This window comes from Taibaiella koreensis (assembly GCF_003545715.1).
GTDB lineage: Bacteria > Bacteroidota > Bacteroidia > Chitinophagales > Chitinophagaceae > Taibaiella > Taibaiella koreensis.
The window spans coordinates 77781-99369 of the sequence record NZ_QVNU01000005.1 but is presented as its reverse complement, the minus strand read 5'-3'; the positions used below and the strand labels follow the sequence as shown (position 1 = coordinate 99369).

The 21589-nt window shown below is 46.9% G+C and carries 15 protein-coding genes and 1 tRNA gene; 13 read left to right on the top strand and 3 right to left on the bottom strand.

The genetic code is table 11. The features are described from left to right. Positions 1-1014: 1014 nt before the first annotated feature. Together DZK30_RS16785 and DZK30_RS26520 are read left to right on the top strand one after the other, a co-directional pair. A complete protein-coding gene (locus DZK30_RS16785; protein ID WP_118975332.1) occupies positions 1015-1527 on the top strand; it encodes a T9SS type A sorting domain-containing protein in 513 nt (170 codons plus the stop codon). Between the two features lie 47 nt (positions 1528-1574). After that, positions 1575-3827 (top strand): collagen-like protein, encoded by a 2253-nt coding sequence (locus DZK30_RS26520; protein ID WP_118975331.1) that lies wholly within the window; start codon positions 1575-1577, stop codon positions 3825-3827. A 79-nt stretch (positions 3828-3906) separates the two neighbouring features. Here the strand turns inward: DZK30_RS26520 and DZK30_RS16775 are convergent, their stop codons facing one another. After that, positions 3907-4146, bottom strand: a complete 240-nt coding sequence (locus DZK30_RS16775; RefSeq protein ID WP_118975330.1) for a hypothetical protein — start codon at positions 4144-4146, stop codon at positions 3907-3909. Between the two features lie 359 nt (positions 4147-4505). Here DZK30_RS16775 and DZK30_RS16770 point away from each other — a divergent pair, with 359 nt between their 5' ends. The 7 genes from DZK30_RS16770 to DZK30_RS26600 all read left to right on the top strand — a co-directional run bounded on the left by DZK30_RS16770 (position 4506) and on the right by DZK30_RS26600 (position 10366). Further along, positions 4506-5159, top strand: coding sequence for a tetratricopeptide repeat protein (locus DZK30_RS16770; protein ID WP_118975329.1), 654 nt, complete (start codon positions 4506-4508; stop codon positions 5157-5159). 80 nt (positions 5160-5239) lie between these two features. Further along, a complete protein-coding gene (locus DZK30_RS16765; RefSeq protein ID WP_118975328.1) occupies positions 5240-5422 on the top strand; it encodes a DUF5522 domain-containing protein in 183 nt (60 codons plus the stop codon). Between the two features lie 72 nt (positions 5423-5494). Next, entirely contained in the window at positions 5495-5824 is a 330-nt protein-coding gene (locus tag DZK30_RS16760; RefSeq protein WP_118975327.1) for an MGMT family protein, read from the top strand. 126 nt (positions 5825-5950) lie between these two features. Continuing rightward, positions 5951-7318 (top strand): porin, encoded by a 1368-nt coding sequence (locus tag DZK30_RS16755; protein WP_240432942.1) that lies wholly within the window; start codon positions 5951-5953, stop codon positions 7316-7318. 143 nt (positions 7319-7461) lie between these two features. Further along, positions 7462-8631, top strand: a complete 1170-nt coding sequence (locus DZK30_RS16750; protein WP_118975326.1) for a 1-deoxy-D-xylulose-5-phosphate reductoisomerase — start codon at positions 7462-7464, stop codon at positions 8629-8631. Between the two features lie 60 nt (positions 8632-8691). Further along, positions 8692-10059, top strand: a complete 1368-nt coding sequence (gene rseP, locus DZK30_RS16745; protein ID WP_118975325.1) for an RIP metalloprotease RseP — start codon at positions 8692-8694, stop codon at positions 10057-10059. A 61-nt stretch (positions 10060-10120) separates the two neighbouring features. Beyond that, on the top strand, positions 10121-10366 hold the full coding sequence (locus DZK30_RS26600; protein ID WP_205529476.1) for a class I lanthipeptide: 246 nt from the start codon (positions 10121-10123) through the stop codon (positions 10364-10366). A 144-nt stretch (positions 10367-10510) separates the two neighbouring features. Here DZK30_RS26600 and msrA read toward each other — a convergent pair whose 3' ends face one another. Next, positions 10511-11185, bottom strand: a complete 675-nt coding sequence (msrA, locus tag DZK30_RS16740; RefSeq protein WP_118975619.1) for a peptide-methionine (S)-S-oxide reductase MsrA — start codon at positions 11183-11185, stop codon at positions 10511-10513. Positions 11186-11320: 135 nt separating this feature from the next. Here msrA and DZK30_RS16735 point away from each other — a divergent pair. Then, positions 11321-11405 (top strand) — tRNA-Ser (locus DZK30_RS16735). A gap of 642 nt (positions 11406-12047) precedes the next feature. After that, positions 12048-12677: a response regulator gene (locus DZK30_RS16725; protein WP_118975323.1), complete on the top strand. Its 630-nt coding sequence runs from the start codon at positions 12048-12050 to the stop codon at positions 12675-12677. Here DZK30_RS16725 and DZK30_RS16720 read toward each other — a convergent pair. Beyond that, positions 12671-15667, bottom strand: a complete 2997-nt coding sequence (locus tag DZK30_RS16720) for a sensor histidine kinase (protein ID WP_205529475.1) — start codon at positions 15665-15667, stop codon at positions 12671-12673. The genes DZK30_RS16725 and DZK30_RS16720 overlap by 7 nt on opposite strands. 214 nt (positions 15668-15881) lie before the next feature. Between DZK30_RS16720 and DZK30_RS16715 the strand changes: the two genes are divergently transcribed. Beyond that, positions 15882-18299 (top strand): tail fiber domain-containing protein, encoded by a 2418-nt coding sequence (locus DZK30_RS16715; RefSeq protein ID WP_118975321.1) that lies wholly within the window; start codon positions 15882-15884, stop codon positions 18297-18299. A gap of 129 nt (positions 18300-18428) precedes the next feature. Then, positions 18429-19928 (top strand): T9SS type A sorting domain-containing protein, encoded by a 1500-nt coding sequence (locus DZK30_RS16710; protein WP_118975320.1) that lies wholly within the window; start codon positions 18429-18431, stop codon positions 19926-19928. Positions 19929-21589 lie beyond the last annotated feature (1661 nt).

Sequence of the window (21589 nt, the reverse complement as noted above, 5' to 3'; positions counted from 1 at the left end):
GGCAATTGGCAGTGGGCAATTTTCAAGTCTTAAGTTCCAGGTTCCAATTTTCAAATTCCAAGGTCCAAATCTCAATACTCAAATCTCAATACGCAATACTCGCGCTCATCTTTTGCGCCCTTCGCGGTTATACCTTCCTGGTGGGCAATTGGCAGTTGGCAATTTTCAAGTCTTAAATTCCAGGTTCCAAATCTCAATACTCAGGCTCACACTCATCTTTTGCGCCCTTTGCATAAAGCTCAGCGCCCTTTGCGGTTATACTTTCCTGGTGGGCAATTGGCAGTTGGCAATTTTCAGGTCTTAAATTCCAGGTTCCAAATTTCAATACTCAGGCTCATCTTAGCGCCCTTTGCGGTTATCTCTTGGTGGGCAATTGGCGGTTGGCAGTTGGCAATTTTCAAGTCTTAAATTCCAGGTTCCAAATCTCAATACTCAAATCTCAATACGCAATACTCACACTCATCTTAGCGCCCTCTGCGGTTACCTTCCTGGTGGGCAATTGGTAGTTGGCGATTTTCAAGTCTTAGGTTCCAAATTTCAAATCTCAATACTCAAATCTCAATACGCAATACTCACACTCCTCTTAGCGCCCTTTGCGGTTATACCTTCCTGGTGGGCAATTTCAAATCTTAAATTGTTGGTATTCGAGCTAAAACAAAGCTACAGGTGAGATGCTTTTTTGCATAAAAAAACAATTCAAATGTCTCCTCTTAGCCCTCTTTTAATGGCCAAAAGCCTCCGCTTTAATACGTATTTTTCAAATATGTATGGTGTGGCGAATTGCTTCTTAACTATTTGATAATAAGTTAAATACGGGACCAATTAGTCTTGTTTTAGATTGCAGCGCTTTTGTTGGCAATTTGTTATATAGCATGATAAATTTAATTTTGTACCTGTCAACCGGCGGTGCGCGCCCGTCCTTTGATCAACGTTCTCCAAGCGGAATATGTAACTGAAGTGTAGACCGGCCTTTCCTTTCAACATTCATTTTTTTTAACCTATCGACCTTATCGTATGAAACCAATTTACATGATATGTACCGGCTTGTGCTGCCTGGCGCTTCAGGCCAGGGCACAAAGCATAGGCCCGGCTGAGCTGAATGCCTCCGGTGGCGGCAGGCAGATCACCGGAAACAGCTATGAATATGCTATCGGCGGCATCGGCAGCAATAGCTTCGTCTCACCCACGCTTGTCGTTACTCCCGGCGTATTGCAACCCTTTCACGACGATGGTGTAGGGGTGCATGGGCAGGGCCTCGACGCCAACGACCTGCTCGTATTCCCTAATCCGGCCACAACGATCCTGCTGCTCCAGCCCCGTTTTAATAAAGCCGGCAAGCTTAGCTGCGTACTCTACGACGCCCTGGGCCGGCAACTCTTCAGCCGTGAGTTTGCACTGCAAGCCGGTAATGAAAGACAGGAGATCTCTATGGCGGCATATGCGCAGGGGCAATACCACCTGAGCATTACCTGGAAACAGCAGGGAGCGTCGCGTAACGGCACATTTAAGATCCAGAAAATACAATAACCATTAATCCCCATCACCTTTTTTCCCATTCCTGAAAAACCCTTACAATGAAAAAAATACTACTCAGCGCCTTATTGGTCTCTTCCTTCCTTCTGGCGCAGGCACAGATCCCCGCCAAATTCAACTACCAGGGTATTGCGCGCAATGGCTCCGGCGCGCCGCTGGTCAGCCAAAGCTTAGGGATGCGTATCAGCATCCTGAGCGACAGTGCGACCGGTACGCCTGTTTATGTCGAAACCCAATCGGCCGTTACCAATGCCTATGGCCTGTATTCCGTTGCCATCGGCGCCGGTACACCTGTTACCGGCACCTTGGGCGACGTAGACTGGTCGACTGGTGATAAATATATCAAAGTGGAACTGGACCCGGCCGGCGGTACCAATTATACCGACCTGGGCGCCAGCCAGCTGCTTAGCGTGCCCTATGCTATGTATGCCGCCAGCGGTACGCCCGGACCGGCAGGCGCTACCGGCCCTGCCGGCCCCACCGGCGCCGATGGACCCGTGGGTGCTACCGGAGCTGTGGGTCCCGTAGGCCCCATTGGTCCTATAGGTGCTACCGGCGCCGATGGTCCGCTTGGTCCTGTAGGCCCTGCAGGTCCCGCCGGGGCTATGGGTATTGCCGGTCCTGTGGGCCCCGCTGGTCCCCTTGGTCCCGTAGGCCCTGTAGGTCCCGTGGGTGCTACCGGTCCTGCCGGCGCAGCTGGTCCTGTGGGTGCTGTAGGCCCTATTGGTCCCATTGGCCCCGTAGGCCCGGTAGGTCCAGCCGGTGTTGCTGGCCCCGTGGGTCCTGTTGGTCCAGCCGGCTCGGCCAATATCAACGGTACAGCCAATACACTCATCAAATTCGGTACGGCCACGACAGGCGTAAATTCCCAGCTCACCGATGACGGTACCAGCGTAGGCCTCAATACACCCACGCTGAGCCCCAATATCAAGTTCCAGATCACTGCAGGCAGTATTGGCAATGCAGCCCGGGCTACCCTTACAGGTACCCCCGCAACCAGCATTGCTACAGCTGGTGCTATTTATGGAGAATCTACTACCGGCATTGGTGTGATAGGTGTGAGTGGCACACAGAATGGCGTGTACGGCTTATCGACCGGTACCCTCGGCGGTACCGTAGGGGTAAGCAGCGGTACCGGTAACGGTATCTGGGGTGTGGCTACCGGCGCCGGTGTAGCCGGCTTCTTTGACGGTGGTGTTACCGGTCGTGGTATTGTGGTTTCCACCGGTTCTTCCGGCTTCGGTACCAGCACACCTACAGGCAGACTAATGGTGACCCAGCCGGCTACTCCGGTACCGGCCATCGATACTTTTGCGACCATATCCGGTTACTCCTATACCGCTCAGGGCTGTCTTAAAGCGGGTGTGTTTGGCAGCTACAACGGCAGCAACTATGGCGTGGGCGTACAAGGTACCGGCTACAACGGTGTGAACAACCAGGATGCCAATACTATATTTGGCGTGGGTAACCAGGACCTCGGCGTTTACGGATCGGCCAATACGGCCGGCGTTATGGGCGGTTCGGTAGGCGGCATAGGTGTTGTAGGCTATAATAAAAATGCCTCCTTTGCCGCGACTACTGGTATCGGTAATACTTATGGCGTCTATGGTAATGCGCAAACCGTGGGTGGCGCTACCGTACCCACTGTACGTTATGGGGTATATGGCTTTGCTTCCGGCGCAACGACCAATTATGCCGGTTATTTTTCCGGCAATGTCCAGATCACCGGCTCCATAGCCAAGGGCAGCGGTACCTTTAAGATCGACCATCCGCTGGACCCGGAGAACAAATACCTGTACCATAGCTTCGTAGAAAGCCCCGATATGATGAATATCTACAACGGTAATGTAACTACCGATGCGCAAGGTGTCGCTGTGGTGAAAATGCCTGCTTATTTTGAAGCGTTGAACGAAGAATTCCGCTACCAGCTGACCGTGATCGGGACATTTGCCCAGGCCATCATCGCGGAGGAAATGCACAATGGTCAATTCCTGATCAAGACCAATGCACCGCAAGTAAAAGTAAGCTGGCAGATCACCGGTATCCGTCACGATAAATATGCCAATGCACACCGTGTAGTGGCCGAAGTGGAGAAAGAGCCGGAAATGAAAGGACACTACCTGCATGCCGCAGAGTGGGGACAGCCTGAAAGCAAGAGCATAGATGCCGTTACCCTGCCCAGGCAACACCAGGTTGCAGAAGGCAAGTTTGAGCAACATCCGCCTGTACGGGAAACCAAAGCGGCGTCCGCTCCCGGTACTGCCGGAGCCGAGCTGAAAAAAGCAAGTAAATAAACTCTTCTACATTGTTATTATTCAAATGAAAGGCCGGGAATTTCCCGACCTTTCTTTTTATCGAATAAGATGATAAAACTTATTTCTTTTCTGTCAGAGAGCAGGTAGTGCTTCCGGGGATCAAAGTGTTTCCCTGGCTTTCAATGTCGTCGCACATTTTTTCTGCATCACCCTTTTTCTTGTCCAGGATGGGCGTACCGCCTGCTAAACCGGAAATCGTACAGTCACAGCTCCAATCTTTCTTCTTGCTGCAGGAGGTGAAGGTGATAGAGGATGCGCCAACGAAGGCGATCATTGCAATGAGGGCAAATTTTTTCATGAAATACAATTTGTTTGTTTTGTTAATATTTGTACAATGTTGCGAAATAGCAAAATGAATAATTAAAAATGTAATGGAATTTTACAAACGGTATTAAATTGTTTACGAACGGTTATTTTACTGTAAGCAGCAGTAAGTCAAACGAATATTTATATGTTTGTTCATGCTTTATGTAAAGAAATAAAGCGATCTGGAAGCGCTTATCCTTATCGGGACGCTCTTTTGAATTGTTAATAAATGTGCAATATGCTTTCGCAGGCAATTATAGGCCATGGCTAAAATAGGATAGGGCCTTTGTTGCCGCCTCTTGCCGGGCGGCATTAATTGTACTACCTTTGCGCTCCAATTGAAACCCTTTTATGTTCGCGTTACGTCGTTTTATTGTATTCAACCGTTTAGGCCTTGCAGTAGTCATGCTTGCCCTGGGATTTTTGCTGGGCTTTAAAGTAACCTGGTGGTTGGGCTGGCTGCCCATGCTGATCGCGGTGCTGATGGTGGTGGCCCATTTTATGGTAGGACCGGTTACCATTATGCAGCGTTATATCGAAGCCGGTGATGTGGAGGGTGCACAAAAGATATTGAAGAGGGTAAAATACCCCAACCTGCTGTACAAGCCCATCCGGTCTGCTTATTATATGTTGAAAGCCAATTTTTCGACTATGGGCGACGATCTGGATGCCGCCGAGGCAGAACTACGCAAAGGGTTGGAAGCCGGCGTAGCCGACAAGGACTTCCAGGGCACCGCTTTGCTGCAATTGGGCTCCATCTCCTATCGTAAAGGCAATATGAAAGAAGCTTACGAGCATTTGCGTAAAGCCGTAAAAAGTGGCTTGCCCGATGCGGATAGCAATGCCACCGCTTACCTGCAGCTAGCCTCTATCTGCCTGCAGCGTCGCGATTTTAAAGGCTCTAAATTCTACTATGGTAAAGCAAAAGCAGCCAAGCCCAAGAATGAGCAGATCGTGGAGCAATTGAATGAAATGAAAAAGTATATGTCCCGGATACCGGGATAGCCGGCGCTCCGTCGTCAGATACAAGGGGTTGTCGGCTGCGTGCAGTGGACAACCTTTTTTGTTTTAACTCCAGGGTACAGATGAAGATCGAAGAAGGGATCGATTATTATTTCAACGAGGAAGGGAAAATGGTGCTGACGGCACATTACCTGCTGCACCGCGGCTATTGCTGCGGCAATGGCTGCAGGCATTGCCCCTATGATTATCAAAATGTACCGGAGCCGCGGCGGACCCAACTGCTGAAGGAGAAAACGGAACGGTAGGCATAGAAAAGGCTTTGCCCGGATACCGGACCTTTCCTTTAAATTCTATCACCAATTATATAGTCCTTACTTATGAAGGATGCATTATTCGACCTCATATTTGATATCGTAAGGCATATTCCGGAAGGGCGGGTAACCTCGTTCGGTGCGATCGCAAGGTGTATCGGAACGGGCGGTTCGGCACGTATCGTAGGCTGGGCCATGCATGCTGCCGGCCCTTATCCCGATGTGCCGGCGCACCGGGTACTTAACAGCAAGGGGCTGTTGACCGGCAAGCACCATTTTGCTACGCTTACAAGAATGCAGGAGCTGCTCGAGCAGGAAGGGATACGGGTAAAAAATGATAAGGTGGTGGATTTTGATAGGCTGTTCTGGGACCCGGCATCGTTGGCCGATGAATGAAATGTTACCAAATTATTATCATTACATTAATTCAATGTATCTTTAAGGTTAAGTAATTGTTTCTTTTGACGACATAAACAACCGATTAACAATATTCGGATACTTTAGCGGCCAAAAATCTGACGTTTGAAGAAAACTTTACTTTTTTACTCGCTTATTTTATGTGTGCTTAGCGGCTCAACTGCCTTCTCCCAAAACCTGAAAACGGACATACAATCGTCGTTGTACAACGGCAAGCTATTGACAGACATGATCGATACTTCTACCCGCATGGGTAAGAATATGCTGTCGCTGTACAATAAGTTCGGCCAGATCGGCTTCAGCGGCTATCTTCAGCCGCAGTTTCAGTATGCCGAATCCAAGGGTAGTCCCAATATATTCCAGGGTGGGGACTGGGGCGCCAACTCCGACAACCGTTTCCGCTTGCGTCGCGGCCGTTTGCGTACCGACTTTGCGCATTATACCGAAGACGGTAAGCCCTCAGTTTACTTTCTGTTCCAGTTTGACGGTACAGAACGGGGTGTGAATATCCGCGACTTCTGGGGGCGTTATTACGAAAACAAATGGGAGCTCTTCCATTTCTCGGCTGGTATGATGGCGCGGCCTTTCGGCCATGAGGTGCTGCTGTCTTCCATCTTCCGGGAGGCGCCGGAGCGTGGCCGCATGTCGCAAACGATCATGAACACGGAACGCGACCTGGGCTTTATGATCAGCCTCAATCCCCGGAAAGCCACTTCCAAAATGAGATGGTTTGCTATAGACCTCGGCGTCTACAACGGCCAGGGACTTACCGGCCCCATGGAGTACGACAGCCATAAGGACATTGTCTTCAGGATAAGCTCTAGACGGCAAACATTGATCAAGTCGATGGGCGCCAAGATATCGGGGGGACTTAGCGGTTATTTCGGCGGCATCACCAATCAGAATGCACGCCTCTATACCATGCAGCAGCAGGATGGCATATGGAGAATGCAATCCGATTCCCTTGCTTCCAATATCGGCCGTAATGGAAGCCGGCGCTACTTTGGCGCCGATGTTCAGCTGGTAATTCCCAACCGTAACGGGCAAACTGAATTCCGTGCCGAGTACATAAGAGGATTGCAAACGGCAAGCCTGACCAACAGTACCACGCCAGGCACTTATCCTGTCGATGGGGCAGGAGCGGCTTTGCCGTTGGCAACCCGTCCTTTCGATGGCGCTTATGTTTATTTCCTGCAGCACCTGGGCAGCTGGCAGCACCAGGTGGTGCTGAAGTTCGATTGGTACGATCCCAATACCCGCGTCAGCGGTAAACAGATCAGTAAGGAGAAGGGGCTGTCGCCGGCCGATATCCGCTACAACACGATAGGCGGCGGCTATCTTTATTACATCAATGCGTACCTCAAGCTTGTGTTCTGGTACGAGCATCCGATCAACGAAAAGACGGCGCTCACAGGCTACGACAAAGATCTGAAGGATGGTATCTTTACCTGCAGGGCGCAATTTAGCTTCTAGATAATTTAACATCGTTTTGTACAATGCCCCGGTATCATTTCCGGGGTATTTTTTTGGTGCAAAAGGCCATTCCCTGGCCCTGTTGCTTTAAATGGTAGCGCTGAACTTTGTTCCCCTCAATTCTTTACCTTTGCGACCAATCTATGAAGAAGCGATTAGCTATATTGGGTTCTACCGGATCTGTAGGTACGCAGGCCCTTGGCGTTGTGGACGCGCATCCCGACCTGTTTTCGGTCGAGATACTGAGCGCGCACAACAACGCTGCCCTGCTTACGGAACAGGCGATAAAATATAAGCCCAATGCCGTAGTGGTAACCAATGAGCAGCAATACGAACAAGTGAAGCAGGCGCTCAGCGCTACCGACGTAAAAGTGTTTGGCGGCGCCAAAGCGCTATGCGATGTAGTGCAATGGGAAAGCGTGGATATGGTGCTGGCCGCTATCGTAGGCTTTGCCGGGCTGCATTCGACCCTGGCCGCCATAGATGCCGGCAAGCAGGTTGCTATTGCCAATAAGGAAACGCTGGTAGTAGCCGGAGAGATCGTGATGCAGAAGGCAAGGGAAAAGAATATTCTTCCCCTGCCGGTCGACAGCGAGCATTCGGCCTTGTTCCAATGTCTGGTAGGCGAACGTGCTGACAGCGTGGATAAAGTGATCCTTACGGCATCGGGCGGACCCTTCCTGGGCAAAAAGCCTAACTTTCTCGTCAATGTAAAGAAAGATCATGCCCTGCAGCATCCCAACTGGTCGATGGGCGCCAAAATCACCATTGACTCCGCAACCCTGATGAACAAAGGCCTGGAGATGATCGAAGCGAAGTGGCTCTTCGAACTGGAGAACGACCAGATCGATGTGGTGATCCATCCGCAATCTATCATTCACTCATTGGTACAGTTTAAGGACGGATCGCTGAAAGCGCAGCTGGGCCTCCCCGATATGAAGTTGCCGATACAGTACGCCCTTACTTTTCCGCAGCGCCTGACTAATGATTTCAAGCGTTTCGACTTCCGCGATTTCGGCAAGTTTACTTTTGAGCAGCCCGACTATAAAACCTTCCGCAACCTGGCCCTGGCCAAAGAGGCTATGTATAAAGGGGGCAATGCCACCTGCATCCTCAATGCGGCAAACGAGATCGTGGTGCACGCCTTCCTGCAGAACAAAGTGGGTTTTCTCGAAATGAATGATATTATCGAACAGGCCCTGGGCGATATAGCCTTTATTGAGCATCCCAGCCTGGAAGCATTGGAGCAGACAGATGCGGAGACCCGCAAGCTTACGGAACGTCTTGTAAAGAACAGTCAATTGTATAGTTGACAGCGATACCGTACATTCGCTATTATCCCTAACAACATCAACAACCTTATTTAGAAATATATGTCAGGAGTTTGGGTGCAGGTAGTCCAGTTTTTAATGGCCCTGTCTTTATTGATCGTTTTACATGAAGGAGGGCATTTTTTCTTTGCCCGCCTGTTCAAGACCAGGGTTGAAAAATTCTATTTGTTCTTCGACTTCCTTTTTCCCTTCAGCAATATTCTTCCCTTTTCACTACTCAAAAAGAAGATCGGTGATACCGTATGGGGTATTGGCTGGTTCCCGCTGGGCGGCTATGTTAAGATCGCCGGCATGGTAGATGAAAGCATGGACAAAGAGGCGCTGGCCAAGCCGCCGGAGCCCTGGGAGTTCCGTTCCAAGAAAGCCTGGCAGCGCCTGCTCATTATGCTGGGCGGCATTATTGTCAATGTGTTGCTGGCCATTCTTATTTATGCTATGATCTTGTTTGTGTGGGGCGAAAAGCGGATGCCTGTATCGCAGATGAAGGGTGGAATAGAGATACGGGACTCTTTAGGCTACAAGATCGGATTGAAGGACGGCGATCATATCCTCTCTGTAAATGACAGACAGGTGTATTATTACGATGATATTATAGATGAATTAATCTATGCCAAAACGATTACAGTACAAAGGAATGGGAAGCATGAAGTGATCACCCTGCCCAAGGATTATATTTCGCAGATGATCGATAAACGTAAAGCCTTTTTTGGTGTGGCGTATGCACCTACAATAGTCGAGGTGACCAAGGGGAGCAGTGCGGATAAGGCCGGTCTTAAAGCAAAAGATTATATTACTGTACTAGACGGTGTAGCGATTGCTAACAACGTAATATTTGACTCTATTCGACTGGCCAACAAAAGCAAACTTGTGTCCTTGGTTTATGTGCGTGAAGGTAAATCCTATCAAACGCAGATCCAGCTAAGCGATTCGGGTACTTTGGGTATACAGAGAGGTGGCCTGTCAATACTTGATATGGAAAAGCTGGGAATGGTGAAGCTTGATACCCATCGTTATGGCTTCCTGGAGTGCTTCCCCGCCGGTATTCGTATGGCCGGGGAACAGTTGAACAAGTATATCAGACAGTTTAGGTTGATTCTTGATTTCAAAACCAAAGCCTACAAGGGGTTAGGTGGCTTTGCTTCAATGGCCAATATCTTTCCGCAGCAATGGAATTGGGAAGCGTTTTGGACCATTACGGCTTTCCTGTCAATTGTACTGGCTTTTATGAATCTCTTGCCTATCCCCGGGTTAGATGGCGGTTATGTGCTTTTTACTCTTATTGAAATGATCACCGGGCGTAAGGTAAATGAAAAAGTGCTTGAAGTAGCCACAACTATAGGGCTTGTTCTGCTTCTGGGCTTAATGCTTTATGCAAACGGTATGGATATATTTAGAATTTTCAAGAAATAAATTTCTTAATAGTATTATTTGGTATATTCGTTTTTATTTTTAACGATAAATACTAATTCTTATGAAAAAGAAACATTTGGGTAAAAAACTTCATCTGAAGAAAATGTCTATTTTTGAATTGGCTCCTACGCATTCAGCTGTAGTGAAAGGGGGGGACATAATAGGAACTCGAGTTGAAACTCATTCCTGGCCATTACCTACCTGGACTACATTGATAACGAGGCCACGCTGCGGAGTAACCGTAGATGGACCTGGCAATAGTCTCCTGTGTACAGAAGGTAGTGCTTGTAATAGGTGCCAGGGATAGACCATAGGTGCCTGATGCTCTATGCCAATGGCATGGATGTGTTCCGGTGGTTTAAGAAATAGTTTTCTGAAATAGAACGATAGTAAAAAGCGATCCGGCCAGGAAGAGGCCGGATCGCTTTTTGGTTTGAAGAGTAAAGGTTATTTATTGCTTAAGCTTACCTGCAAATACCTTTTTGAACTTATCGAGCTTGGGCCGGATCACCATGCGGCAATAGCCTTCCTCGCCATTTTGGTTGTAATAGTTCTGATGGTAATCTTCAGCCTTATAGAAAGCGCCGTAGGGCTTTACTTCTGTCACCACGGTACCGTCATAGGCCTTTTCCTCGTTCAGCTTTTTGATATAATACGCCGCCTTTTCCTTTTGCTCCTCATTGTGGTAATAAATACCGGAGCGGTATTGCGTGCCGATATCGTTACCCTGACGGTTGAGCTGGGTAGGGTCGTGGGCCATAAAGAAGGCCGCCAGTAGCTCATCATAGGAGATCACAGCAGGATCGTAGGTAATGTTGCAGGCCTCGGCATGTCCGGTAGTACCGGTGCATACCTCTTTATAAGTAGGGTTGGCCACATGGCCGCCGGTATAGCCCGATTCTACCTTCTGTACGCCTTCCAGCTGTTGGAACTGGGCTTCTACGCACCAGAAGCAGCCCGCGGCGAAAGTGGCAATCTCCGTTTTGTGTTCTGACATTTTATGATCGGTTTGTTTTTGATTCATTTCTGCAAAAGTAGGGGAATGGCTGATATCCGGTTGCTGCGCGCAGGCGCTAAAGCCAAGAGGGAGCAACAGCAAGGCATTTCTCACGAAATTCTTAAACATGATCTTGTTGGTTTTACATAAAGATACGGCATCGGTCTGTGAACGGATTGTTATGGAAGCCGCTGTGGCAAAGGCTTTGAAAAATACTTTCACTTTTTTTTTGAAAATTGGGGTGCTTGTCTTTATTTTGCGCCCGGAGGGATGGCAGAGCGGTCGATTGCGGCAGTCTTGAAAACTGTTGACTGTAACAGGTCCGGGGGTTCGAATCCCTCTCCCTCCGCAGCAAAAATGAAGCCCGACGATAGTCGGGTTTTTTGTTTTTATGATTTGCGAAATGCAATTTCAGCAAATTGAAAAAACAAAAAAACAAGGAGCGCAGCGACCGGCTTCATTTTTGCTGCTGCCTCCTCTAAAGGGATCATCGCAGATAATCCCTCTCCCTCCGCAGCAAAAATGAAGCCCGACGATAGTCGGGTTTTTGTTTTTATGAATGTTTGTGAGCTTGCTCAAACAAACATTCATAAATAAGAAAATAATGAACGCAGCGAATGGTTTCATTTTTGCTGTAGTCCCCCCACTAAGGGATCATGAAATAATCCCTTTCTCCCTCCTTCGAAATGAACAAAACCCGCTCTGGTAGCAGGTTTTGTTGTTTTATTAATTTGATGTGCATCTCGCAATTCACTCATTATAAGCCGATCGAAGTTCGAATTCTGTTCACTTAAGCAAGTCAGGATATCTTAAATAAATGCCGCCCTTCGGCTTCACCTTGTTTTTTGGGTAGGGCAGGCTGTGTATTTTCAGCATTGTGTATCTTTTCACATAACGCAAAGCCAAAGAAAGCGTTAAAGTTGTTTTCTCGTTTGCCGGCCTGTGCAAAACCGAATTGAATAATTACCTTCGTGGTGCCAAACGAACCAACATGCAATCAATCTTAATCGCTGATGATCACGACATTGTCCGCTTCGGATTAACTATGATGCTTAAGGAATTTTTTCCGGATTATATCGTTGATGAAGCCTGGGATGCGGAAAGTGTAATAGAACAGATGAGGAAAAAGGAATATCAGCTGATCTTACTCGACCTGGTAATGCCTAACACCGACGCCAGCATTTTACTGCCCTACATAAAAAACATTCATCCAATAGTAAAAATCTTAATCTTGTCCATGAATGACGAAACCCTTTATGGGTTACGTTCCATCCATTTGGGGGCACATGGCTATCTGAAAAAGGATACACCTAAAAAGGAAATTGCAAAAGCAATCGCAACCGTTCTTGCAGGTAAAAAATATGTAAGTCAGGAATTGGCAGATAGCTTATTGCAACATTCATTAGAGGGTACATCCATTAGTCCTTTTGAAAGGCTTAGTCCCAGGGAGTTTCAGGTGGCTATGTATCTTATTAAAGACTTTACGCAAAAACAGATCAGCGAAATACTTCAGGTGCAATATGGTACGGTAAATACATTGAAACAACGTGTTTACGATAAGCTGGAAATCGGGGAAAGAAAGGAGCTGAATGAATTGGCTTCCATTTACGGTCTTCAATGATGATGCAACGTCCCGAAGGTGGAAACACCGGACCTTATACCATAGATGGAAACGTTTGTACCTTTATTCTTTTCGCTGTCTATGGCTATACTTGCGCCTAACCTGACGGCAAAATCGATAATGAATTGGTAGCCTAACTTGCTGCCCGGTTCTATAGCGAAGGTTTTATCTCTTTCGGAGATCAATGTTCTCAGCTTGCTCAGGACTTCAGGTGACATACCGTTACCGGTATCGGATACCCGGATAAGGCACGTTTCATGCTCGTATTCTGTACAATAAATGTCAATCACACCGTCGCGGGTATGCTTATTCGCATTATCCACCAGGTTGCGCAATACTGCCTTGAGCAGCTCCCTGTTGGTATACAACTCATACGCCCTGCTCATCGTAAACGTAAGCCTGTTGCCACGAATCTCCAATATCTCTTTATAAAAAACGTGAAGTTCATTAAGGAGCGTATCTAAAGAAAATACCATCTTCTTTAAATTGAACCGCTCATCGTGTGCTCTTGCCCAAAGGTTAAATTCGTCAACAAAGGCGTAGATCTTCTTCGTCGTGTTCTTCATCTCCCTGCTTATTAAGCCCGCTTTTTCGTGTTCTTTAGACATCAAAGCATCGTAATTGGATTCGGAAAGATAGCCAAGGAAATGTAACGGCGATTGAAGGTCGTGTCCTACCATCATCAGTATCTTTTCTTTTAAGTGATTGGCACTACGCAAATGAAGTGTACGTTGCTCCACTTCCTGTTCCAGCGCTTTATTACGTTTTACCAGGTAGGCGTACCGCAATTTTACAATTAAGAACACCAGCAGGGACATAGCGATCAATAGCGCGGCTTTAAAGTAAATAGTCTGGTAGAAGAACGGCTTAACAGACAATAGTACGCTTGTTGTAACAAAGTTGCTGTTACCAAAGCCGGCACGTTTCCTGAATTGTAAGTTATACTTGCCGTAGGCGAGATTATTGAACACTACGGTATTGTCTTCTTTTAAAGGTTGCCATGCGCTATCCAGGCCAGTAAGCCTGTATTCCAGCATTTGATTGGCCGGATGTCCAAAGTAAGGCGAAGCCACTTGCACTTCAAGGTATTTGAAAGAAGGATCGATGCTGATCCTATTGCCCGTCAACAGTTGTGGTTTCCCGTCAATTAATAATTTGTCGACAAATATTTTGCTTACAGGAAGTACTTCGTTGATGCTGTCCGGGTAAAATTGTACAAGCCCATCCAGGGATGGAAATGAAAATTTTCCGTTGCCCAGGACTACCGCAAATGGCGTGCAACTTCCATTGAATTCGTTCGTATTGAAACCCGATTCCTTGCTGAAATATTGGTAATAAACAGTAGCTGTTCTATGATCTATAAAAGGGGTAAGCTCTTCTTTCCTGCAGCGGAACAAACCGTTATTGGTGCTCATCCACAGGAAACCACTTTTATCCTCAATGAAAGCGTGAACATTACTCAGGTTGTTCTTGCTATCCAACGGAAGCTGGTAGACCTTATTTTCCTTCAAGGCAAAGAAACCATTACCCGTTGTACCGATCCACAATACTTTATCAGCATCCAGGTATAAGGTTTCGATAGTAAATTGTTCAAGACTCTTGTAGTGTTGTTCCTTACCCGTACGTACATTCAGCTTTACGAAGCTGTTAACGCCCCCTATCCAAAATGCTTCATTGTTCTCAGGCAGAAAAGTGATAACAGGCGTTTTTGACCGGAGACCAGGTATCAATTTTACAGAATCTCCGCTGATCCGGCCCATGCGATACTGGTACCCATCATGCGTCAATACCCATATCGTACCGTCTGGTGTTTGCTGATAACAGAGCGCACTTTTCCCGCTGTATCTTTTCACCATTTTCAGCTGTTCATCCAGTTCAATAACGTTATAGAACTTTCCATCCCGGAGCAGCCATGAGTTTATCCAATAATGTCCCCTGGCATCCCGCAGTAAGCTTCTCCCCATATCCCTGATACCTAAAGGATAACCGAACCTGGAAGAAGAAGGATAGATTAAGCCCCAGTTGGTCAGCACGCCGGTGTCCCGGTAAACAGCCTGTGAATAGAAATTACCATACCCATTGGGGTAGCGCAAAGTCTTAAATTGTTTTTTTCGATAAAGGTAAAGTCCGTGTGTTAAGGAACCTATTGCCTGGAGATTAAGGGATGGGTAGTTGCGATAAGCATAGATACCCGGAACATCGGTTTGCAGCATCAAGTCCGCCGTCAGTTCCTGTTCACCCGTCTCCTGGAGTTGATAAATGCCTTTACCTATTAATAAATACAAGTCCCGGGCTTGTTGGAAAAAACAATAATTGTAAGGACCAGTTACCATAAGATCGGGATGAACGCCTTTTAGCAATACGTCCTTTATGTTCCCTTTCTTATCAATACTTTTAATTTTTAACTGCTTATTCAGGTAATAAAGCTTTTCGTTCAAATGTCCGACGACCGTATATACCTCCTGGTTGACATCCGGTAAACGACGTATCCATAAATTTTTGTTACCGGATATATAGAAAACGGTATCCCTGATACCTAAAAAGCCTTCGTCTTTACCATTTATCTTATCCAGATCCAATTGCCGTGGGTCATAACCGTCCGGTGTTCTCCGAATTGCTTTTGCATCTATACGGGTTAATTCCTGTTGTTGATTAAAGGAATAGTAGTTTAGATGCTCATCATAGAAATAGACCATATTATCTTCGGTCAATCCCATAAATCCAATGATGCGGTTCGATACCATAACCGGGAAGTGCTTCCGGTCATATAATTTAAATTGCCGGCCATCAAAACGCAATAGCCCGGATTCTGTTGCCAGCCAAAGAAAGCCGTTTTTATCCAGCTCAATTCCCTTTATGCTGTTTTGCGGCAGGCCATTCTCATTGGTATAATGTGTTACACTGTAATCTGATGTTATACCAGTTACGTTCAGCGCTATAAGAAGTGTAATGAATAACAGTGCGGTCTTTTTACAAATGAGATAACACATACCCGGCAAAGATAGCCGTAAGGCAGAATAATACATAATGCTTGACCTGTGTAATACGCCTTTGTAGTGATTAATCATACAAAGTCATATTGCGAAAAGCGAAAAAAATACGGATACATTAGCAGGTGAAGTTTTGACCTTCTCATACAATTGGCTTCTCCCGGAACATTCACCTTTGTTCCGCCAATATCGGCTAAACCAAAACATTATTTTTATGAAAAAGTATTACCTTTTCGGGGGCCTTGTACTGCTCGCCGCAAGCCCTGCGTTTGCGCAAACCAAGATCGGCACCCCTGGTGCTCCTGACGGAAGCGCCATGCTGGAAGTGACCAGCGGCACCGGCAACAACAAAGGCTTGCTGCTGCCCAGAATGACTACTACACAGCGCAATGCCATCACAAGTCCGGCTACCGGCCTTATGATCTATAATACAACGACCAATCAGGTGCAGGTGAATACGGGAACGCCCGCCGCACCGGTATGGGTTGTTGCCACCGCAACCAACTCCGGCTGGGATGTTACCGGCAACACCGGCACTACTCCGGCCACCAACTTTATCGGTACTACCGACAACCAACCGCTTACGATCCGTACCAATAACACGGAAAAGGTAAGGATAGCCCCTGCAGGCAATGTAGGTGTCGGCACCACTGCACCGGCGACAAAGCTGCATGTCAATAACGGCTCATTAAGAATATCCTCCGATTCGATTGCATTGGGGAGCCCTGCTATCCAGGTGATCAAAGAGGGTGGTGGCCAGGGTAATAATGACAATATCACCATCACTTCTTACGGCGTCAATACACTGCCCTCTTTTTCCACACAAACTATCCGTGGTACGATAGCCGCGCCAGAAAACAGCCAGGCAGGAGACGTTATCGGTAATCTTTATTTCGGCGCGCGGGTGAATGGCAGTCTCGCCAACACGGTGCGGGTTTTCGGAACCTACCTGGGAGATGGAACAAACAATAAAGGAAGTCTGAACTTTACTGTAAGTGGTATGAACAGCATGACGATCGACAGCAGTGGTTTTGTAGGTGTCGGAACTGCCTCACCGGAAACAAAACTGCAGGTTGCCGATACAGGAGATGTTGATATCCGCGTGACATCGACTACGGCAACAACCGGCAGGATGCGTGTCACCCTGGGCAATCACCTCCATGGCATCGTTCGTAACCTTACCAACGCGGGCGGCCTGGCCAACGATGTGGCCCTGTTTACCAACTCCGGCCCCGGTGCTGCGCTTGCGGGCAATCTTTACCTGTCGGCCCGTCCTTCAGTTAACGACACGGTATTACTGGATCAGTTCACCTTGAAAAACACCGGTAACGTAGGTATCGGGATCAAAGACCCTGCAACCAAGCTGCATGTAAACAACGGCGCATTACAGGTATCGAACACCGCCAACACCGCCACCCCCGCTATCCAGGTGATCAATGATGGCGGCGGCAGTGGCAACAGCGACAACGTGGTCATTCAATCCTACGGTGTGCCTACAGGCCCTTCATTCGGAACATTCTCCTCCCGTGGTACATTCGCCACACCGGCCAATAATCAGGCAGGCGACAATATGGGTAATTTATACAGCGGTGCACAGGTCAATGGTGCTCAGGCTTCGTTAAACCTGATTTCCAATACCTATTTGGGAAATGGCACCAACAACAAATCCAGTATGACGTTTTATACAAGCGCCGCGGTGGCCATGACCATCGACAGCAGTGGTTATGTAGGTATCGGTACAAACGCACCCGCTTCTAAGCTTCAGGTGGAGGGCGGTAGCTTAGTCGTATCAAACAATGCGCCTACAACAAGGTCTGCCGCTTCATTTATCAATGACGGCGGTGGTTCGGGCCAGGTCGATGATGTCGACATCTTTTCTTATGGTACCGCCACCATTCCTGCCTTTGGTATGTGGACAGCACGCGGAACAGCAGCGGCGCCGCAAAATGCTCAGACCGGCGATAATGCAGGTGCTCTGCGTTTCAACACACTGGTCAATGGTTCATTTGCTGAGATCAGCCGTATTAAATCGGTATACCTCGGCGACGGAACAACATTAAAATCAAGGCTTACCCTCAACGTAAATGGTCCGAACAATCCGGTTGTGTCTGTCGACAGCAGTGGTTTTGTAGGAATCGGAACAATCACGCCCACTTACAAACTACATGTAATAGGCGATATCAATGCTTCTAATACCGTAAGGGCCGGTGGCGTAGTATTGACTTCCGATGCACGTCTGAAACGTAATATCAGCAATACACAACATGGTCTTTCCACAATTATGACACTTCGTCCGGTAGAATACGAAAAGAAAAACACCATCCAGGAGAAGGAGTATAACCGCCACGAGATCGGGTTCATTGCGCAGGAAGTAGCCAAAGTATTGCCAGGCCTGGTAACAGAAGGTAAAGATGCCGATAAAACACTGGCCGTTTCTTATACAGAATTGATCCCTGTACTGACCAAAGCTATACAGGAGCAACAGGTAGAGATTGAGGCATTACAAGCCGAAAACAAATCGTTGAAAGAAACCAAAGTGGCAACGGCACAACTTATGGAGCGCGTAAAGCAAATGGAACAAATGATGGGTATCAATGAGATTGAAGGTACTTCAAAAGTAGCCGGTAAATAAGTTTTGCCGTCCATTTATCAAAACGAATGTTGCTGACGTATGATAAAGTCCTTCTTTATGCTATGGTAAACAGAAGGCTTTATCGCGGTCAGTACGTCCGGTCTCTTCATCCTTAAATCATTCTTCCAAATGAAACGACTTTTAATTTTAGCTGCGGTCACTGCAGTTACCGTTTCAGCACAGGCGCAGAATACTACCTACGGTGGTGGCAATGCGCCCTATGTGCTCGACGGCGGCTACAACAGCGACTACTCGCCCGGCGGTACCATCGTGCTGGCCGATGGCATCGTTACCCTATCGAACAATGCTACTTATGAGCATGGTAATAACCTGTTGCAAAATAACGGATCATGGACTGCTGCTACAGGTAGCATGGACTTGTTCCTGAGTGCAGACAGCAATACGATAAGTGGCAGTACAGCTCCTTCTTTTTTCAATGTTCATTTCAACAATGGTGCAGGTAATATTATGGCCATTACCAATGCACAAGGCATTGTAGTGAAAAATGCTATACAGTTCAGCAATGGTGTTACGACTACGGTAAGAAGTAATACCAACACAGGTTCCCTGCATTTTGCAGACAATGCTACCTATACCGGTGGTGTTACTGATGCTCAGCATGTAAACGGTTATGTAAGCAAAACCGGTAACGATGCCTTTACCTTCCCGATAGGTTGGGGAGCGAATATCCGTACGCTTTCCATTTCTGCACCAGCAGTTGTCACCGACCAGTACAGTGTGGCCTGGATACCCGGAAATCCTGGTATGACTGGCGATCCTTCCAATGCTAATGCAATGCACCCTGTTACCGCTGTTACAGCGCCGATAACCTCGGTAAGCTCAACCGGTCAATGGGACTGGATACCGGTATCCGGTACCGGGGCAGGGCTTACCATTACTGTTTCCATACCTGACCTGAGTGCAACAGGCGTATCAGCGACGGAACTTCGTCTTGTGGGTTGGAATGGTACCTCCTGGATAAACCTTAGTACCATCGCCACAGCTACCGGCACAAATGAAGACGCTACGCTTAGCGGTACTATGATTGCCGGTATTACGGCTATCGGGATCGGCAGCATCGGTACCCCGCTTCCTGTATTGTTCAGCAAGTTCGATGTAGCCAAAGACGGCTGTAGGGCCTTATTGAACTGGAGCACAGCAATGGAGCACAACAACGATCATTTCGAGATCGAACGGAGTGCCGATGGCCGCAGCTTCAACGTAATTGGTAAAGTACAGGCTGCAGGCAACAGCACCGAAGTGCAGGACTATAGCTTTATTGATGAACACCCTGTTTCCGGTATGAACTACTACCGTGTTGCGCAGATAGATGCTGACGGAAAGCATAGCACCACTGTTGTAAAAGCCCTTGGTTTCGATTGCGGTAATCATGCAGTCCGTGTATACCCAACGGTAACAGAGGGGACTGTATATGTGGCTATGCCCTCCGGGTATGAGCAAGCCAGGATCATGGTGATCGATATCAATGGCCGCCAGGTACGGGCAGATATACCCAAAGATGGTTTAGTTCGAGTAGTGCGACTTTCCTCTCTGGCTGCAGGAACCTATTTATTAAAAATAGAGCATGATAACAGATTGGAAACGTTCAAGATCTTATATCAGCCCTAATACTGGCTGGGTATAAGTATGAGCAAAGCCGGGTTTTTTAACCCGGCTCTTTTTATATCTTTTCCAAAAGGGAATGAATGACTTAAAACTTATGACAAACTATCCTTTTCATAATCTTACCATTTCTTATTCTTTCTGAGGATACATCTTGTCTCATGATGAAAGTATGTGAGCTTGCCCAAACATCCATAAATAAGAAATCTGACTATCCGGATATAGGAAACCAGCTAAAATAGTAGCAATAAAGAAATGATCCTTTATGTCAATTATTAAAACGTTGATTTATGACCCTATGCCCGGCAATGCTGCATTAAAGTTGCTATCTGTTTTTAAGCCCGGGTGCGCCGGCCAAAAAAACAGCGGAGCATTGTTTTTTTGCCGCCTTTTTTCTTTCTTTTTTGGCGGAGCAAAAAAGAAAAGATAGTAACACCAAATAAAAAGAGGGGTAAAGCAAAGCGTCCCAGCTGATATATATAGACGTGCAAAACTTTGTTTCCTTTATCCGGATAGTCAATATAAGAAAATAATGCGTGCAGCGAATGGTTTCATTTTTGCTGTAGTCCCCACCACTAAGGGATCATGAAATAATCCCTCTCCCTCCGCCAGCAAAAATGAAGAGGAACGTAGCCACCACAACAGGATATCATAGATGATGTGCCGGAGCTGGACGGGTAATGAGAAGGCCACCCTTTAAATGGGTGGCCCTGATAGACGATGCTAGTGATTAGCAAGCAACGCAGATAGTTCGCTCTACTGTACCACACCCATCAGGCGTGTTGCTGTCATTACAAGTTACAGCCATTGTACAGTTTGCCTGCCTCGTTGGGCATATTTCCCCGCAAAAAGATATGGGTGTAATTGTGGCAGCACCGCCCAGGATGACACTTGCATCGAGGTGAGAAATTACGCTCTTTTTGATAGCAAGACGCTTCAGATTTACTTGTTTCTTTTTCATAAAATAGATTTGGTGAACCTTAAAGGTCTTATTAGCCGCTGCAACTTTATTTCAGTTATCACCATCGCTTTACTACCGGTATCATTAAGTTGATAAGCGGCAAAAAACACTCTGGTAAAGAGGGGCTTAGTGCTCATGCATTATGTTTCTCCGGGGATGATCTGGATGTTGTTCTTTACGATATGATCAGGAATACAAGCCGCTAGCAAGCTTTGCTTAACCCATAATCTTCAAGTCATATTGATCAATGATATCCAAGGCTCTTATTACTGTGACATACTTTCCAGGGTTTTGCCATTCCTGTGCCTTTTATTCTTCCTGTAGATTGACGGTCGAAGTTGACGAAAGTCAGCTGCGGAAGGAGCAATAGTATCATTAATTACGAGGGAAATTGGAAAAGCATTTGATCCCAATACTTATGACTTTGGAGCAAGGACTTATGACATGGCAGGACTTGTATCATCCTGTAATTTTCAAAGATCCGGAAAGCAAATTTCCTGTCGATGGGGTAGGTTTCTTATCTATAGAATTATTGTCAACAACATTTGTAATATCCTGTATGACATTATCTTCTCAGGATTTCAAAATGTTCTTTGAAATATATTTATAAATTGATTGTTTTATTTGTTAATAATGATCAAATAACGAGATATTTTTTTTAAGGTTATTTTATTCATTAAGAATCTTTGAAAAGCAAATAGAGTGT

Excerpts from the sequence above, each read along its gene's own strand:
- DZK30_RS16785 (WP_118975332.1), top strand. The coding sequence starts at position 1,015 with ATGAAACCAATTTACATGATATGTACCGGCTTGTGCTGCCTGGCGCTT.
- DZK30_RS26520 (WP_118975331.1), top strand. The coding sequence starts at position 1,575 with ATGAAAAAAATACTACTCAGCGCCTTATTGGTCTCTTCCTTCCTTCTG.
- DZK30_RS16775 (WP_118975330.1), bottom strand. The coding sequence starts at position 4,146 with ATGAAAAAATTTGCCCTCATTGCAATGATCGCCTTCGTTGGCGCATCC.
- DZK30_RS16770 (WP_118975329.1), top strand. The coding sequence starts at position 4,506 with ATGTTCGCGTTACGTCGTTTTATTGTATTCAACCGTTTAGGCCTTGCA.
- DZK30_RS16765 (WP_118975328.1), top strand. The coding sequence starts at position 5,240 with ATGAAGATCGAAGAAGGGATCGATTATTATTTCAACGAGGAAGGGAAA.
- DZK30_RS16760 (WP_118975327.1), top strand. The coding sequence starts at position 5,495 with ATGAAGGATGCATTATTCGACCTCATATTTGATATCGTAAGGCATATT.
- DZK30_RS16750 (WP_118975326.1), top strand. The coding sequence starts at position 7,462 with ATGAAGAAGCGATTAGCTATATTGGGTTCTACCGGATCTGTAGGTACG.
- rseP (WP_118975325.1), top strand. The coding sequence starts at position 8,692 with ATGTCAGGAGTTTGGGTGCAGGTAGTCCAGTTTTTAATGGCCCTGTCT.
- DZK30_RS26600 (WP_205529476.1), top strand. The coding sequence starts at position 10,121 with ATGAAAAAGAAACATTTGGGTAAAAAACTTCATCTGAAGAAAATGTCT.
- msrA (WP_118975619.1), bottom strand. The coding sequence starts at position 11,185 with ATGTTTAAGAATTTCGTGAGAAATGCCTTGCTGTTGCTCCCTCTTGGC.
- DZK30_RS16725 (WP_118975323.1), top strand. The coding sequence starts at position 12,048 with ATGCAATCAATCTTAATCGCTGATGATCACGACATTGTCCGCTTCGGA.
- DZK30_RS16720 (WP_205529475.1), bottom strand. The coding sequence starts at position 15,667 with ATGTGTTATCTCATTTGTAAAAAGACCGCACTGTTATTCATTACACTT.
- DZK30_RS16715 (WP_118975321.1), top strand. The coding sequence starts at position 15,882 with ATGAAAAAGTATTACCTTTTCGGGGGCCTTGTACTGCTCGCCGCAAGC.
- DZK30_RS16710 (WP_118975320.1), top strand. The coding sequence starts at position 18,429 with ATGAAACGACTTTTAATTTTAGCTGCGGTCACTGCAGTTACCGTTTCA.